At 72.1% G+C, this 15,593-nt stretch carries 15 protein-coding genes; 14 read left to right on the forward strand and 1 reads right to left on the reverse strand.

The annotated features are described in order from the left end of the window. Nucleotides 1-130: 130 nt before the first annotated feature. On the forward strand, nt 131-1,303 hold the full coding sequence (locus tag PJ985_RS03610; protein ID WP_271682000.1) for an NADH-quinone oxidoreductase subunit D: 1,173 nt from the start codon (nt 131-133) through the stop codon (nt 1,301-1,303). A 16-nt stretch (nt 1,304-1,319) separates the two neighbouring features. Here the strand turns inward: PJ985_RS03610 and PJ985_RS03615 are convergent, their stop codons facing one another. After that, complete coding sequence (locus PJ985_RS03615; RefSeq protein WP_271682001.1) at nt 1,320-2,387, reverse strand: SAM-dependent methyltransferase; 1,068 nt, start codon at nt 2,385-2,387, stop codon at nt 1,320-1,322. A 146-nt stretch (nt 2,388-2,533) separates the two neighbouring features. On the opposite strand from PJ985_RS03615, the gene PJ985_RS03620 reads away from it, so the two are divergent. The 13 genes from PJ985_RS03620 (at nt 2,534) to PJ985_RS03680 (ending at nt 15,495) form a co-directional block, all read left to right on the forward strand. Further along, entirely contained in the window at nt 2,534-3,763 is a 1,230-nt protein-coding gene (locus PJ985_RS03620) for a sensor histidine kinase (protein ID WP_271682002.1), read from the forward strand. A 71-nt stretch (nt 3,764-3,834) separates the two neighbouring features. Beyond that, a complete protein-coding gene (locus PJ985_RS03625) occupies nt 3,835-4,509 on the forward strand; it encodes a response regulator (RefSeq protein ID WP_271682003.1) in 675 nt (224 codons plus the stop codon). A 145-nt stretch (nt 4,510-4,654) separates the two neighbouring features. Next, nucleotides 4,655-5,647, forward strand: coding sequence for a Rossmann-like and DUF2520 domain-containing protein (locus PJ985_RS03630; RefSeq protein WP_271682004.1), 993 nt, complete (start codon nt 4,655-4,657; stop codon nt 5,645-5,647). Further along, nucleotides 5,644-6,549: a pantoate--beta-alanine ligase gene (gene panC / locus PJ985_RS03635; RefSeq protein ID WP_443033381.1), complete on the forward strand. Its 906-nt coding sequence runs from the start codon at nt 5,644-5,646 to the stop codon at nt 6,547-6,549. The genes PJ985_RS03630 and panC overlap by 4 nt, the downstream gene beginning before the upstream one ends. Then, complete coding sequence (locus tag PJ985_RS03640; protein ID WP_271682005.1) at nt 6,546-8,258, forward strand: L-aspartate oxidase; 1,713 nt, start codon at nt 6,546-6,548, stop codon at nt 8,256-8,258. Before panC ends, PJ985_RS03640 begins: the two co-directional genes overlap by 4 nt. Then, nucleotides 8,259-9,368, forward strand: coding sequence for a carboxylating nicotinate-nucleotide diphosphorylase (nadC, locus tag PJ985_RS03645; protein WP_443033382.1), 1,110 nt, complete (start codon nt 8,259-8,261; stop codon nt 9,366-9,368). Next, nucleotides 9,368-10,165, forward strand: coding sequence for a type III pantothenate kinase (locus PJ985_RS03650; RefSeq protein ID WP_271682006.1), 798 nt, complete (start codon nt 9,368-9,370; stop codon nt 10,163-10,165). Before nadC ends, PJ985_RS03650 begins: the two co-directional genes overlap by 1 nt. Nucleotides 10,166-10,243: 78 nt before the next feature. Continuing rightward, on the forward strand, nt 10,244-10,441 hold the full coding sequence (locus PJ985_RS03655; protein WP_271682007.1) for a hypothetical protein: 198 nt from the start codon (nt 10,244-10,246) through the stop codon (nt 10,439-10,441). Nucleotides 10,442-10,503: 62 nt separating this feature from the next. Next, nucleotides 10,504-10,662 (forward strand): hypothetical protein, encoded by a 159-nt coding sequence (locus PJ985_RS03660; protein ID WP_271682008.1) that lies wholly within the window; start codon nt 10,504-10,506, stop codon nt 10,660-10,662. A gap of 276 nt (nt 10,663-10,938) precedes the next feature. Then, complete coding sequence (locus PJ985_RS03665) at nt 10,939-11,328, forward strand: BlaI/MecI/CopY family transcriptional regulator (RefSeq protein WP_271682009.1); 390 nt, start codon at nt 10,939-10,941, stop codon at nt 11,326-11,328. Between the two features lie 10 nt (nt 11,329-11,338). Then, the gene (locus PJ985_RS03670; RefSeq protein WP_271682010.1) at nt 11,339-11,866 is read left to right on the forward strand and encodes an amino-acid N-acetyltransferase; all 528 of its coding nucleotides are present in this window, start codon (nt 11,339-11,341) and stop codon (nt 11,864-11,866) included. Nucleotides 11,867-12,024: 158 nt separating this feature from the next. Then, entirely contained in the window at nt 12,025-12,360 is a 336-nt protein-coding gene (locus PJ985_RS03675; RefSeq protein ID WP_271682011.1) for a histone-like nucleoid-structuring protein Lsr2, read from the forward strand. 612 nt (nt 12,361-12,972) lie between these two features. Next, a complete protein-coding gene (locus PJ985_RS03680; RefSeq protein ID WP_271682012.1) occupies nt 12,973-15,495 on the forward strand; it encodes an ATP-dependent Clp protease ATP-binding subunit in 2,523 nt (840 codons plus the stop codon). Nucleotides 15,496-15,593: the final 98 nt, after the last annotated feature.

The raw sequence follows: 15,593 nt of genomic DNA on the forward strand, positions 1-15,593 counted from the left end.
GTCGACTCCCGGTGGCCGTAAGGGCCTTCCGGGCCCGCTGGTTCCGGCCGGACGGGGCGTTCCCGGCCGGGGTCCGGTGTTCCCGCGGGCATCTCGCCGAGCGGGTGCCGGAGCTGCCACACTGACGCCCATGGCACAGAAGAGCGCGGCGGGTGCGGCAGGCAACGAGATGACGGTCGGGGTCGGCGGCGCCGCCGAGAGCACCGACATGGTGCTCAACATCGGCCCGCAGCATCCCTCCACGCACGGCGTGCTGCGGCTGCGCCTGGTGCTGGACGGGGAACGCATCTCGCATGCCGAACCCGTGGTCGGCTACATGCACCGGGGTGCGGAGAAGCTCTTCGAGGCGCGCGACTACCGGCAGATCATCGTGCTCGCCAACCGGCACGACTGGCTGTCGGCGTTCTCCAACGAACTCGGTGTCGTGCTCGCCGTCGAGCGCATGCTCGGCATGGAGGTCCCGGAGCGGGCGGTCTGGCTGCGCACCCTGCTCGCCGAGCTGAACCGGGCACTGAACCACCTGATGTTCCTCGGCTCCTACCCGCTGGAGCTCGGCGGTATCACCCCGATGTTCTACGCGTTCACCGAGCGTGAGGACCTCCAGCACGTCATGGAGGAGATCTCCGGCGGCCGGATGCACTACATGTTCAACCGCGTCGGCGGGCTGAAGGAGGACCTGCCGGCGGGCTGGACCGGACGGGCCCGGCAGGCGGTGGCCTCGGTGCGCGGCAGGATGGGGCGCTTCGACGACCTGGTGCTGGGCAACGAGGTGTTCCGGGCGCGCACGAAGGGCGTCGGAGTGCTGGACCGGGAGACCGTGCACGCCTACGGGGTGTCCGGGCCGATCGCCAGGGCCAGCGGCGTCGACTTCGACCTGCGGCGCGACGAGCCGTACCTCGCTTACGGGGAGCTCCAGGACACTCTGCGGGTGGTGACCCGGACCTCCGGGGACTGCCTGGCCCGCTTCGAGGTGCTGCTGGAACAGACCCGGAACGCTCTGGATCTCGCCGACGCCTGCCTCGACCGGCTCGCCGAGCTGCCCCCCGGGCCGGTGAACCAGCGGCTCCCGAAGGTGCTCAAGGCACCGGAGGGCGCGACCTACGCCTGGACCGAGAACCCCCTGGGACTCAACGGCTACTACCTGGTCTCCAAGGGCGGGAAGACCCCGCACCGGCTGAAGCTGCGCTCGGCGTCGTTCAACAACATCCAGGTGCTGAGCCGGCTGCTGCCCGGCACCCTGGTGGCCGACATGGTCGCCATCCTCGGCTCCTTCTTCTTCGTCGTCGGCGACATCGACAAGTGAGCGCACTGCCGGGCAGTCACTTGTCGATCCCGCCGACGGCCGGCGGCGGGCCCTCCGCCCCGAGCGGAAGCGGGACACCCACCGGCTGCACCAGCCAGGTGAACCCGCCGAGCCCCGCCGGGTCCGTCAGCTCGGCCGCTTCCCCGGCCCGGCCGAGCGCACGCACATAGGCAGCCGGATCGCTCGAGGCGAGCGTCAGCGGCGGACGCCCGCCCCGCACCCCCAGCTCCCGCAGCGCCTCCCGCTGCGGGAGCAGCACCGCCCGCTCGCCGCCCGGCGCCGCCGCCGCGCAGGCGTCCAGCGCGACATGCCAGGTCAGGTCGCAGCTGCCGTCGGGCACCGGCCGCACCGCCCTGCCTTCCCGGTAGCCGGCGAGTGAGCCCCAGGGCGGACGGTTCCCGCGGCGGTGCGCGTAATCGACGGCCACCGCCAGGCCGCGGGCCACCCGGCCGGCCGCCCGAGCCCACGCGGCATCCCGGGGCCGGCCGGGCTCCGCCCGCGAACCCGGCTCCGGGGACAGCGGCCACCAGCGCCGCAGCCACTCCGCGTCCTCCCGGCCGACCGGCGCCCCGAGCGACTCCCGGCCCGATCCGTCCACCGTGACGTACCGGGGCACCCCGGCCGCGTCCCGCTCCACCACATCCACCGGCACGTTGTCCAGCCACTCATTGGCGAACAGCAGGCCCACCACCCCGTCCGGCACCCGGTCCCGCCAGACGATCCGTGGATCGAGACCGCCGGGCCGTCCGGCCCGCTCCACCGCGCACGGCCGCAACCGCGCGGTCACCCCGGGCGGCAGCGCGTCCAGCACCCCGTGCAGCAGCTCCCCGCGGCCCGCCCCCACGTCGATCAACGCCAGCTCCGCCGGCCGGCCGAGGGCCGCGTCGACCCGGAGCAGCAGCCTCGCCACCGCCTCGGCGAAGAGCGGGGAGACGTGCACGGCCGTACGGAAGTGCGCGGCGGGGGACTCCCGCACGAAGAAGCCGCCGGGGCCGTACAGCGCACGCTCGGCGGCCGCCCGCCAGGTCGTCGCGGCGGTGCCCCCGCCGAAGTCCTCGGGGTGCACAGGGTCGACAGGGTTCACGGGGGACACGGTACGGCGGTGGCCCGTCGGCGCCCCGCGGGGCAGGGCACCGCCTCCGACGTCCACCCTGAGGACTAGCCGGTGGTGATGTGTATCGCCCCAGCGGCTGACTCCCCCGAGCAGTGTCCCTGTTTACGCTGGGTGACGTGAACAGGTTCTACGAATTCCTCCGCCGTCACCCGACCTGGGTCGACGGCTTCTGGGGGTTCGTGCTCCTCGGCCCGGGGGCGATCTGGGTGATCGTCGAGGCGGGGGAGCGCCCGCGCCCGGGGCTCTGGGTGGCCGGAGCCGTGCTCACCGTGCTGGCGCTCACCCTCGTGGTCACCGTGCGCCGCAGGTGGCCGCGCCAGATGCTGCTGCTCTCCACCGCCGTCGGGCTGTTCCAGCTCCTGGCCGACGTGCCACCCAACCCGGGCAACCTCGCATTCCTGATCATCATCTACACCGTCGCCTCCCGCACCACGCGCTGGGCCTCCCGGTACGCCCTGGCCGCAGCCCTGCTGGCACCGACCGTCGCCGCCGCCCGCTGGGCGGAGCAGACGCCGGGCGGCTCCCTGGCCGCCACCGTCCTCGACACCGTCCTGGTGACCGTCACCTTCCTGCTGGCCTGGGTCCTCGGCGACTCGCTGCGCACCCGGCGCGCCTACTACGCGGAGCTGGAGGAGCGCGCCGCCCGGCTGGAGCGGGAACGGGAAACCCGGTCCCGGATGGCGGTGGCCGCCGAACGTGCCCGGATAGCGCGAGAACTGCACGATGTCGTGGCCCACAACGTGTCCGTGATGGTGGTCCAGGCCGACGGTGCCGCCTACGTCCTCGACAGCGCCCCCGACCAGGCCCGGAACGCGCTGCACACGATCTCCGGAACCGGCCGCCAGGCGCTCGCCGAGATGCGGCGGCTGCTGGGTGTGCTGCGCACCGGGGAGACCCCGCCGGCCGGGACCGGCGCGTATGTCCCGCAGCCCGGAGTGGAGCAGCTCGCCGAGCTCATCGACCAGGCCCGCGACGCCGGGCTGCCCGTCGACTTCCGGATCGAGGGCACGCCCAGGCCGTTGCCCAGCGGCGTGGAGCTGACCGCCTACCGCATCGTGCAGGAGGCCCTGACCAACACCCGCAAACACGGCGGACCGCAGGCCGGCGCGACGGTGCGGCTCGCGTACAGCGGTGACCTGCTGACCGTACGGGCGGAGGACGACGGGCGGGGGGCCGGGCGTGAGCTGTACGACGCACGGGGGGCCGACGGCCTGGGCCACGGCCTCATCGGCATGCGGGAGCGGGTCGGGATGGTCGGCGGGGCACTGGAAGCCGGGCCCCGGCCGGGCGGCGGCTTCCGGATCAGTGCGACCCTGCCTCTGAACGGCGACAGATGCCCGAGCTGAACCCGCTCCCCGCCCCCGGCGGCGGCCCGCACCGTCCGCCCCCCGTCCCCGTCCCAGGAGGAACCGCCGCCATGCCGATCCGCGTCATGCTCGTCGACGACCAGGTGCTGCTGCGCACCGGCTTCAAGATGGTGCTCGCCGCCCAGCCGGACATGGAGGTCGTCGCCGAGGCCGGAGACGGCGCCGAGGCCCTGGAGGTCCTGCGTGCGCACACCGTCGACGTGGTGCTGATGGACGTCCGGATGCCCCGCCTCGACGGCGTCGAGGCGACCCGCCGGATCTGCCGGGAGGGACAGGGCGGTCCCGGGAATCCGAAGGTCCTCATCCTGACCACCTTCGATCTCGACGAGTACGCCTTCACCGGGCTCAAGGCCGGGGCGGCCGGCTTCCTGCTCAAGGACGTGCCGCCGGACGAGCTGCTGTCCGGGATCCGGTCCGTGTACAGCGGCGACGCCGTGGTGGCCCCTTCCACCACCCGCCGGCTGCTGAACCGCTTCGCCTCGATGCTCCCGGTGACCCGGGCGACGGACCACCCCGAGCTGGAGCAGCTCACCGACCGCGAGCACGAGGTCCTCACCCTCATCGCCCAGGGCCTGTCCAACGGCGAGATCGCCAGGAAGCTCTTCGTCTCGGAGGCGACGGTGAAGACCCACGTCGGCCGCATACTCGCCAAGCTGCACCTCCGTGACCGGGTGCAGGCGGTGGTGCTGGCCTACGAGACCGGGCTGGTGCAGGCCGGCGGGTAGCCGGGAGGCCTTCGTGCGGGCAGGTGCGCCCGCCGCGCGGGCAGCCGGCCCACCCGGCAGGAGGCCCGGTCCCGGGCTCCGGCGGGGCGCGTAGCATGGCGAGGTACGTCCGGTACCGATCCCGCGGACTGGAACGGAAGGCCCTGTGAACGCACCGCACCCCCCTGACACCCCGCCCCCCGCAACCTCCGGCCGGGCCGGGGACCGGCCTGCCCGGCTCACCGTCGGCGTCGTCGGCGCCGGCCGGGTCGGGCCCGCCCTGGCAGCCGCTCTCGCGCTCGCCGGCCACCGGCCGGTCGCCGCTTCCGGGGTCTCGGACACCTCCCGGCGCCGGGCCGCCACCATGCTGCCCGGGGTGCCGATGACCGAGCCCGCCGAAGTACTGGCCCGCGCCGACCTGGTGCTGCTCACGGTCCCCGACGACGCGCTGCCCGGTCTCGTCGCCGGGCTCGCCGGCACCGGGGCGGTCCGCCCCGGCCAGCTGCTGGCGCACACCTCCGGCCGGTACGGCACGGCGGTCCTCGACCCCGCGACCCGGGCCGGTGCCCTCCCGCTGGCCCTTCACCCGGCCATGACCTTCACCGGCACCCCGGTGGACGTGCAGCGGCTCGCGGGCTGCGCCTTCGGGGTGACCGCCCCGCCGGAGCTGCGACTGGCCGCAGAGGCCCTGGTCATCGAGATGGGCGGCGAGCCCGAATGGGTGGCGGAGGGTTCCCGCCCGCTCTACCACGCCGCCCTGGCACTGGGCGCCAACCACCTCGTCACCCTGGTCGCCCAGTCCATGGAGCTGCTGCGGTCCGCCGGGGTCTCGGCCCCCGACCGGATGCTCGGCCCGCTGCTCGGCGCCGCCCTGGACAACGCGCTCCGCTCGGGGGACGCCGCACTGACCGGGCCGGTCGCCCGGGGGGACGCCGGCACCGTCGCGGCCCACGTGGCGGAGCTGCGCGCGCACGCACCGCAGGCACTGGCCGGCTACGTGGCGATGGCCCGCACCACCGCCGACCGGGCCCTGGACCACGGGCTGCTGAAGCCGGAGCTGGCCGAGGAGCTGCTGGGTGTGCTGGCCGACGCAGCCACCGGCCCTCGCCCCGGTCCCGGTGACGGCCCCGCGGACGGCCCCGACGGGGGAGAGCGGTGAGCGCGCCCGTGGCGCACCGGGCGGCCGAGCTGCCCGGTGCGGGGGGACCCGGTTCCGTACGGGCCGTGGTGATGACGATGGGCGCCCTGCACGAAGGGCACGCCTCGCTGATCCGGGCCGCCCGGCAGCGCGTCGGTCCCCGGGGCCAGGTTGTCGTGACCGTCTTCGTCAACCCGCTGCAGTTCGGGGCGGGGGAGGACTTCGACCGGTATCCGCGCACGCTGTCCGAGGACGCGCGGCTCGCCGCGGAGGCCGGCGCCGACCTGGTGTTCGCCCCCGCGGGGAAGGAGATCTACCCCGCGGGCGAACCGGAGGTGCGGATCAGTGCCGGGCCGGCCGGGGAGCGCCTGGAGGGCGTGCACCGCCCCGGCCACTTCGACGGCATGCTGACCGTGGTCGCCAAGCTGCTGCACCTCACCCGGCCGGATGTCGCGCTGTACGGGGAGAAGGACGCCCAGCAGCTCATGCTCATCCGCCGCATGGTCCGGGACCTCGACTTCCCGGTGGAGATCGCGGGCGTGCCCACGGTCCGCGAGGACGACGGGCTGGCCCGCTCCAGCCGCAACCGCTACCTCTCCGCGTCCGCCCGGCGGACGGCACTCGGGCTGTTCCGCGCGCTGTCCGCGGCCCGCGCCGTCACCCGCTCCGGCCCCGTGTCCGGCGGCATGTCGGGTTCCGCGGCGGGCCCCGCCGCTGCCCGCGCCGCCGCCCAGGAGGTCCTGGACGGCGCGGCCTCGCACGACCCCCCGCTGCTCCTCGACTATCTGGCGCTGGTCGACCCGGCCGACTTCCGTGACGTCCCCGGGGACCACACCGGCGAAGCACTGCTGGCCGTGGCCGCCCGCGTCGACGGCACCCGCCTCATCGACAACGTCCGCCTGCACTTCGGAGCGTCCTCGTGACCGGCTCTCCCGGCGCGCCCGCGCTGCCGTGTTCCCTGCTCGCCCCGCCCCCCAGCTGGGCGATCGACGCCGATGTGGTGGTCGTGGGGTCGGGCGTGGCGGGCCTCACCGTCGCCCTGAACTGTGCCGCCGACGGGCAGCGGACGGTCATGGTGACCAAGGCGCAGCTCGACGACGGCTCGACCCGCTGGGCCCAGGGCGGGATAGCCGCGGCGCTCGGCGACGGCGACACCCCCGGGCAGCACAGCGCTGACACCCTGGTCGCGGGCGCCGGGCTGTGCGACGAGGAGGCCGTCCGGACGCTGGTCACCGAGGGCCCCGCGGCGGTGCGGCGGCTGATCGCCAGCGGCGCGAGGTTCGACACCTCGGCGACCGGCGAGATCGAGCTGACCAGGGAGGGCGGCCACCATCGCCGCCGGATCGCGCACGCCGGCGGCGACGCGACCGGGGCCGAGATCTCCCGGGCGCTGGTGGAAGCCGTCCAGGCGGCCGGGATCGAGACCATCGAGAATGCCCTGGCCCTGGACCTCCTCAAGGACGCGGAAGGCCGCACCGCCGGCGTCACCCTGCACGTCATGGGCGAGGGCCAGCACGACGGCGTCGGAGCGGTGCACGCCCCCGCCGTGGTCCTCGCCACCGGCGGCATCGGCCAGATCTTCTCGGCCACCACCAACCCGGCCGTCTCCACGGGGGACGGCGTGGCCCTCGCGCTGCGGGCCGGCGCCGAGGTGTCCGACCTGGAGTTCGTGCAGTTCCACCCGACGGTGCTGTACCTGGGTGCCGGAGCGGAGGGACAGCAGCCGCTGATCTCCGAGGCGGTGCGCGGCGAGGGCGCCCACCTGGTGGACGCCGACGGTGTCCGCTTCATGACCGGGCAGCACGAGCTGGGCGAGCTGGCACCGCGCGACATCGTTGCCAAGGGCATCATGCGCCGGATGCGGGAGCAGAACACCGCGCACATGTACCTGGACGGGCGCCACTTCGGTGCGGCGATGTGGGAGCACCGTTTCCCCACCATCCTGGAGGCATGCCGCTCGCACGGCATCGACCCGGTGACGGAGCCGGTCCCCGTCTCGCCCGCCGCGCACTACGCCTCCGGCGGCATCCGCACCGATCTGCACGGCCGCACCACGGTCCCGGGCCTCTACGCCTGCGGCGAGGCGGCCTGCACCGGGGTGCACGGCGCCAACCGGCTGGCCTCCAACTCGCTGCTGGAAGGGCTGGTGTTCGCCGAGCGCATCGCCCGGGCCGCCCGCCGGGACGGCGCGCCGTCCCGGGCAGCCCGGCCGGTCCCCGTGCCGCCGCCCGCGCTGCCGCCCCCGCCACTGCCGGCCCCCGAGGCCCGGCGTGAGATCCAGCGCATCATGACCCGGGGCGCCGGGGTGCTGCGCTCCGGGGAAAGCCTGGCCCGGGCGGCCGGGGAGCTGGAAGCCCTGACCCCGGCCAAGCCAGCCGAGCCGGGAACGGACGCCTGGGAGACGGCCAACCTGCACCTGGTCGCCCGGGTGCTGGTGGCCGCCGCACGGCACCGTACCGAAACCCGGGGCTGCCACTGGCGTGAGGACCACCCCGAGCGGGACGATGCCGTCTGGCGGCGTCACCTGATCGTCGGCCTGCGCCCCTCCGGCGCGGGCCCCGCCCTCGACATCCGCACGACCGACTCGACCGCGTTCCCCCCGATCCACGCGGTCGCCCCCGAGGAGACCTGAGTGAGTACCGCCCGCCCCGAGACGCCCCGACCCGAGCCGGTGGAGATCAGTCTGCTGCCGATCGGTGTCCGTCCCGGCGACGCCGCGCAGCAGGACGGCGGCTGCGGCGACGCCTGCGGCTGCGGCGCCGGTGACGCCGACGATTTCGCTTTCGACCCGCTGGAGTGCGGCCTCGATCCGGAGCTGGCCGAGCTGCTGGCCGCCGCCGGGCTGGACCCGGTGCAGGTCGAGGACATCGCCCACCTGGCGATCGAGGAAGACCTCGACCAGGGGGTGGACGTCACCACGGTGGCCACCGTCCCCGAGGAGGCGGTGGCCACCGCTGACCTGACCGCCCGGGAGGCGGGCACCGTCGCCGGCCTGCGGGTCGCCGAGGCGGTGCTCTCGGTGGTCTGCACCGAGGAGTTCGAGGTCGAGCGGCACGTCGCCGACGGTGACCGGGTGGTCGCCGGCCAGGTGCTCCTGACAGTCACCGCCCGCACCCGCGACCTGCTCACCGGTGAGCGCAGCGCGCTCAACCTGCTCGGCCGGCTGTCCGGTATCGCCACCGCCACCCGGGCCTGGGCGGACGCGCTGGAGGGCACCGGGGCGAAGGTCCGCGACACCCGCAAGACGACCCCCGGCCTGCGCGCCCTGGAAAAGTTCGCGGTCCGCTGCGGGGGCGGCGTCAACCACCGGATGTCGCTGTCGGACGCCGCGCTGATCAAGGACAACCACGTGCTCGCGGCCGGCGGGGTCGCCGAGGCGTTCACCGCGGTCCGCACCGCCCTGGAGGAAGCCGGCAGCGCCGGTACGCCCATCGAGGTGGAGGTGGACCGGCTCGACCAGATCGAGCCGGTGCTCGCCCTCGGGGCGGATCTGCTCCTGCTGGACAACTTCACCCCGGAGGAGACCCGGCAGGCGGTGGAGCTCGTTGCCGGCCGGGCCACCCTGGAGTCCTCCGGCCGGCTGACCCTCGGCAACGCCCGCGCTTACGCCGGGACGGGCGTCGACTACCTGGCGGTCGGCGGGCTCACCCACTCCGCCCCGGTCCTCGACATCGGCCTGGACCTCCGGGCCGGCCCGGAGGCGGAGCCCCTGTCCGCGCGGGACGCAGGGGAAGGTGCCTGATGCTGCTCACCATCGATGTCGGCAACACGCACACGGTCCTGGGGCTCTTCGACGGTGAGGACATCGTCGAGCACTGGCGGATCTCCACCGATGCCCGCCGCACCGCGGACGAGCTGGCCGTGCTGCTGCAGGGCCTGATGGGCACGCACCCGCTGCTCGGTGACGAGCTGGGGGACGGGGTGGACGGAATCGCCATCTGCTCCACCGTGCCCTCCGTACTGCACGAGCTGCGCGAGGTGACCCGCCGCTACTACGGCGACATCCCCGCGGTCCTGGTCGAGCCGGGTGTGAAGACCGGGGTGCCGATCATGACGGACAACCCCAAGGAGGTCGGGGCGGACCGCGTCATCAACGCAGCCGCGGCGATCGAGCTGTACGGCGGCCCGTGCATCGTTGTCGACTTCGGAACGGCCACCACGTACGACGCCGTCACCGGGCGGGGCGAGTACGCGGGCGGGGCGATCGCTCCCGGCATCGAGATCTCGGTGGAGGCGCTGGGGCTGCGCGGCGCGCAGCTGCGGAAGGTTGAGCTGGCCCGCCCGCGGCAGGTGATCGGGAAGAACACCGTGGAGTCGATGCAGTCCGGCATCCTGTACGGCTTCGCCGGGCAGGTGGACGGCGTGGTGGGCCGGATGGCCCGGGAGCTCGCGGACGATCCGGGCACGGTGACCGTCATCGCCACCGGGGGCCTGGCGCCGATGATGCTGGGCGAGGCTTCGGCGATCGACGAGCACGAGCCCTGGCTGACCCTGATCGGTCTGCGGCTGGTCTACGAGAGGAACATCGGCCGCTCCTGAGCCCGGGTTCTGCGCGGCAGCCACGCCGACCGGCCGAGAACTCGTGCGATTTGTCCGTTTAATGGCTAATCTCGGTCTATGCGTACGTCAGATGGCACCAACGGTGACGAGGGCGACCGGGACGGTGAGCGCGAGCGCCGCGAGGACCCGGCGAAGCCGCCGAAGCCCGCGCGGCCCATGCCGACCCCGGCGGAGGTCTTTCCGCCGGGGCGCAAGCGGCCGTCCGCCGATCCGCGGCCGGAGGCACCGGATCCGCCGGGGTCCGGGGACGAGTAGGTCGGTACTCTGGTGGGTGCCTGCTGCCTGAGCACGCACGCGCACCAAGGAGAACGGAAGTCATGGACTACCTCGCCGCACTCTTCCCGCCGACGGTGATGGCGGTGGCTTTCACCTGGCTGATCGTGACCATCGTGAAATCGCAGGGCGGGGCGAACAAGTACAAGGAGGACGAGGCCGCCGAGGCGATGGCCCGTGCGGAGCAGTCCGAGGCGAAGTAGCGCCCCCTTCCTTCTGCCCCGGCCGCCGGCCGGGGCCTCCGTGCCGGCTTGCCCGGCACCTGTTCCCGCCCCCGTGTCCTTCCCCTGGGCTGCCCGCAGGCCCGGCCCGCGGCCGCTACGGCTTCTGCCCGGCCGCGCCGCCCCGTCCCGCTCTCGTGGGCCCGCCGGCGGCCGGGGCATCCGCTCCCGGGCCCGTCGAGGCGGCTCACCGGCCCGCGACGCGGCCTGGTGGCCCGGTGACCCGGCAATTCGCACCCCCGCCGTTATTGTTGCCGCATGCCGCGGCCCTTGGGAGACCTCGAAGATGCGGTGATGAGCCGCGTCTGGGAGTGGAACCGTTCCGTCACTGTCCGAGAAGTTCTTGAGGATCTGCGTCAAGAGCGGTCGATCGCTTATACGACTGTGATGACAGTCCTGGACAACCTGCATCAGAAGGGCTGGGTCAGGCGGAGGCAGGAGGGACGGGCCTATCACTATGAGGCGGTGTCCACCCGGGCTGCCTACGCCGCCGCATTGATACACGACGCCTGGGGGGAGAGCGACAACCCGGCGGCGGCTCTTGTGGCATTCCTGAGCATGATGTCCCCCGAGCAGGCCGAGGCATTGCACGATGCGCTGCGGGTGGTGGATGTGGCCGGAGTGCACGTGGACGATCACGGGCGATAGCCTCTCGTTCGTGACAGAAGATGAGAGTGCCGTAACCGAAGTCACCGTCCGCCGTGCCCGGACTACCGATGTGCCGGCAGTGCGCGGGCTCATCGAGGTGTACGCCAAGGACCGGATCCTGCTCAACAAGGCGATGGTGACCCTTTACGAGGACATTCAGGAGTTCTGGGTGGCGGAGGGCGGTCCGGACGCCCGTGTGGTGGCCTGCGGGGCTCTGCACGTCATGTGGGAGGACCTTGCCGAGGTGCGCACGCTCGCCGTCGATCCGGCTCTCCAGGGGCAGGGAGTGGGGCACCGGGTACTCGAGAAGTTGCTGGACACTGCACGAGAACTGGGGGTCAGCCGCATTTTCTGCCTGACCTTCGAAGTGCAGTTCTTCGCCCGCCACGGGTTCGTCGAGATCGGCGATACGCCGGTCGGCGGGGATGTCTACAGTGAGCTGCTGCGTTCCTATGACGAGGGAGTGGCCGAGTTCCTCGGGCTGGAGCGAGTGAAACCTAACACTTTGGGTAACAGTCGGATGCTGTTGCATCTCTGATTGCCGGAGAGGTGGGGTTTATGTCCGAATCATCCCATCGTGTCTTCGGATCGATGCAGAGCAATCCCGGCAGAGGGTTTGTGTTTTCCTGAGAAGGGCGGTTTGATTGCGCCCGCAGTAGCGAAACTATTCGGCGACTATGAATGGGGAGTAGTCAAGTGGCACAGAAGGTTCAGGTCCTTCTCCTCGATGACCTCGACGGGGGTGAGGCGGACGAGACCGTTACGTTCGCGCTCGATGGAAAGACCTACGAGATCGACCTCAAATCCGCCAACGCAGAGAAGCTCCGCAGTGCTCTGGAGCCTTACCTGAAGGCCGGGCGCCGGGCCGGCGGCCGTGCCGCGCGCGCCCCGCGCGGCAGCCGCGCGGCAGCCGGCGGCAGCCAGGACACCGCGAAGATCCGCGCCTGGGCGAAGGAGAACGGCTTCCAGGTGAACGACCGCGGCCGCGTGCCCGCCGAGATCCGCAAGGCTTACGAGGACGCCGGGGCCTGACCGGCCGCGGCCGGGCGTCACGGATGCGGCCCGCCGGTGGCTCCGTCGCGACGGGTGTTCCCGTCCGGCGGCGGTCCGGCGGGGAGACGCGTCGGTCCGTCCGTGTCCTGGAACGGGGGGTCGTGCCCATGGCGGGGTCGGCCCCTCGAGGCATGTGCGGCCGACTGTCGCGTGCCGGGTCCCCGCGCCGCCGGGCCCCCTCGGGTTACGCTGTGTCGCAGAGATGTCGCGGAACGTGCCGAGAGCTCTTGCGGACGGCCCTCCGGGAGGCAAGTCCGTTCGCCGATAGCGGATGTGGAAGACCTGTCCCGCATGGAGTGTCAGCCTGGACGGGTAGGTAACTCGCAAGTGGATGAAGGGGGCGGTGACAGCGGGTCCGGCGTGTGGGTCATCGGCGTTCGCCGACGGCGTAGCCCTTACAGGCAAATCGTCCGGCCTGCGGGAACATCGTCTCGCACCATCGGGTTGGAACTGTTGTGACTGTTCGGGCAGGAGGCCGGGAACAGCGGGTAACAGTCGGAATGAGCGGTCCCCCGTTGCGGGACTAAGCTGCGGAAGGACAGGGAGGGGACCGACCCCTTACTGCCTGACCGCTCTGAGGAGCGATTAACGATGTTCGAGAGGTTCACCGACCGCGCGCGGCGGGTTGTCGTCCTGGCTCAGGAAGAAGCCCGGATGCTCAACCACAACTACATCGGCACTGAACACATCCTCCTGGGACTCATCCATGAGGGTGAGGGTGTCGCCGCTAAGGCCCTGGAGAGCCTCGGGATCTCGCTCGAGGCGGTCCGCCAGCAGGTGGAGGAGATCATCGGCCAGGGGCAGCAGGCCCCGTCCGGCCACATCCCCTTCACCCCCAGGGCCAAGAAGGTGCTGGAGCTGTCGCTCCGCGAAGCCCTCCAGCTCGGCCACAACTACATCGGCACCGAGCACATCCTGCTCGGTCTCATTCGCGAGGGCGAGGGCGTCGCAGCCCAGGTCCTGGTGAAGCTGGGCGCCGACCTGAACCGGGTCCGGCAGCAGGTCATCCAGCTGCTCTCGGGGTACTCCGGTGGCAAGGAGACCGCCGCCACCGGCGCGCCCGCCGAGGGCACGCCGTCCACCTCGCTCGTCCTGGACCAGTTCGGCCGCAACCTGACGCAGGCCGCCCGGGAGTCCAAGCTCGACCCGGTCATCGGGCGCGAGAAGGAGATCGAGCGGGTCATGCAGGTGCTGTCCCGCCGCACCAAGAACAACCCGGTGCTGATCGGCGAGCCGGGCGTCGGCAAGACGGCCGTCGTCGAAGGGCTGGCCCAGGCCATCGTCAAGGGCGAGGTGCCCGAAACCCTGAAGGACAAGCACCTCTACACCCTGGACCTCGGCGCACTGGTCGCCGGCTCCCGGTACCGCGGTGACTTCGAGGAGCGCCTGAAGAAGGTGCTCAAGGAGATCCGCACCCGCGGCGACATCATCCTGTTCATCGACGAGCTGCACACCCTGGTCGGCGCCGGCGCCGCCGAAGGCGCCATCGACGCCGCCAGCATCCTCAAGCCGATGCTGGCCCGCGGCGAGCTGCAGACCATCGGTGCCACCACGCTGGACGAGTACCGCAAGCACCTGGAGAAGGACGCGGCGCTGGAGCGCCGCTTCCAGCCCATCCAGGTCGCGGAGCCCTCGCTCCCGCACACCATCGAGATCCTCAAGGGCCTGCGCGACCGGTACGAGGCGCACCACCGCGTCTCGATCACCGACGCCGCCCTGGTCGCGGCCGCGCAGCTGGCCGACCGGTACGTCTCGGACCGCTTCCTGCCGGACAAGGCGATCGACCTGATCGACGAAGCCGGTTCCCGGATGCGGATCCGCCGGATGACCGCACCGCCGGACCTTCGCGAGTTCGACGAGAAGATCGCGAACGTGCGCCGGGAGAAGGAGTCCGCGATCGACTCGCAGGACTTCGAGAAGGCCGCTTCGCTGCGCGATGACGAAAAGCAGCTGCTGACCGCCAAGACGCAGCGGGAGAAGGAGTGGAAGGCCGGCGACATGGACGTCGTGGCCGAGGTCGACGAGGAGCTCATCGCCGAGGTCCTGGCCGTCTCCACCGGCATCCCGGTGTTCAAGCTCACCGAGGAGGAGACCTCCCGGCTGCTGCGCATGGAGGACGAGCTGCACAAGCGCGTCATCGGGCAGCAGGACGCCATCAAGGCGCTCTCGCAGGCCATCCGCCGTACCAGGGCGGGCCTGAAGGACCCGAAGCGTCCCGGTGGCTCGTTCATCTTCGCCGGCCCCTCGGGTGTCGGTAAGACCGAGCTGTCCAAGACGCTCGCCGAGTTCCTCTTCGGCGACGAGGACGCGCTCATCTCCCTGGACATGTCGGAGTTCGGCGAGAAGCACACCGTCTCCCGGCTGTTCGGCTCGCCGCCCGGATACGTGGGTTACGAGGAGGGCGGCCAGCTCACCGAGAAGGTGCGCCGCAAGCCGTTCTCGGTCGTGCTGTTCGACGAGGTCGAGAAGGCCCACCCGGACATCTTCAACTCCCTGTTGCAGATCCTGGAGGACGGTCGGCTGACCGACTCCCAGGGCCGGGTCGTGGACTTCAAGAACACCGTCATCATCATGACGACCAACCTCGGCACCCGGGACATCTCCAAGGGCTTCAACATGGGCTTCGCCGTCGCCGGCGACGTCCACGCGGGCTACGAGCGGATGAAGGCCAAGGTCAACGACGAGCTGAAGCAGCACTTCCGCCCGGAGTTCCTGAACCGTGTCGACGACACGGTGGTCTTCCACCAGCTGACCCCGGAGGACATCATCCAGATCGTCGACCTGATGGTCGCGCACCTGGACGAGCGTCTGAAGGACCGCGACATGGCACTGGAGCTGAGCCACGACGCGAAGCAGCTGCTCGCCAAGCGCGGCTACGACCCGCTGCTCGGCGCCCGGCCGCTGCGCCGCACCATCCAGCGGGACATCGAGGACATCCTCTCGGAGAAGATCCTCTTCGGTGACCTGCGGCCCGGCCAGATCGTGGTCGTGGATGTGGAGGGTGAGGACAAGGAGCAGAAGTTCACCTTCCGGGGCGAGGAGAAGGCCGCTCTCCCCGACATCCCCCCGGTGGACGCCCCCGCAGGCAAGGGCCCCAACCTCAACAAGGAGTGACCGGCAGCGCCCCGCGCGCTCCGTACACTCTGCGGCGAACGCCCCGACGGCCATCCGGCCGGCGGGGCGTTCGCCCGTTCCGGGGCCGGCCGGGAACC

Origin of the sequence: Streptomyces sp. ACA25 (genome assembly GCF_028200735.1) — a bacterium.
Lineage (GTDB): Bacteria > Actinomycetota > Actinomycetes > Streptomycetales > Streptomycetaceae > Streptomyces.

What these genes read in the sequence shown, in the direction of transcription:
- PJ985_RS03610 (WP_271682000.1), top strand. Translation starts at nt 131, where the DNA reads ATGGCACAGAAGAGCGCGGCGGGTGCGGCAGGCAACGAGATGACGGTC.
- PJ985_RS03625 (WP_271682003.1), top strand. Translation starts at nt 3,835, where the DNA reads ATGCCGATCCGCGTCATGCTCGTCGACGACCAGGTGCTGCTGCGCACC.
- PJ985_RS03650 (WP_271682006.1), top strand. Translation starts at nt 9,368, where the DNA reads ATGCTGCTCACCATCGATGTCGGCAACACGCACACGGTCCTGGGGCTC.
- PJ985_RS03655 (WP_271682007.1), top strand. Translation starts at nt 10,244, where the DNA reads ATGCGTACGTCAGATGGCACCAACGGTGACGAGGGCGACCGGGACGGT.
- PJ985_RS03660 (WP_271682008.1), top strand. Translation starts at nt 10,504, where the DNA reads ATGGACTACCTCGCCGCACTCTTCCCGCCGACGGTGATGGCGGTGGCT.
- PJ985_RS03665 (WP_271682009.1), top strand. Translation starts at nt 10,939, where the DNA reads ATGCCGCGGCCCTTGGGAGACCTCGAAGATGCGGTGATGAGCCGCGTC.
- PJ985_RS03680 (WP_271682012.1), top strand. Translation starts at nt 12,973, where the DNA reads ATGTTCGAGAGGTTCACCGACCGCGCGCGGCGGGTTGTCGTCCTGGCT.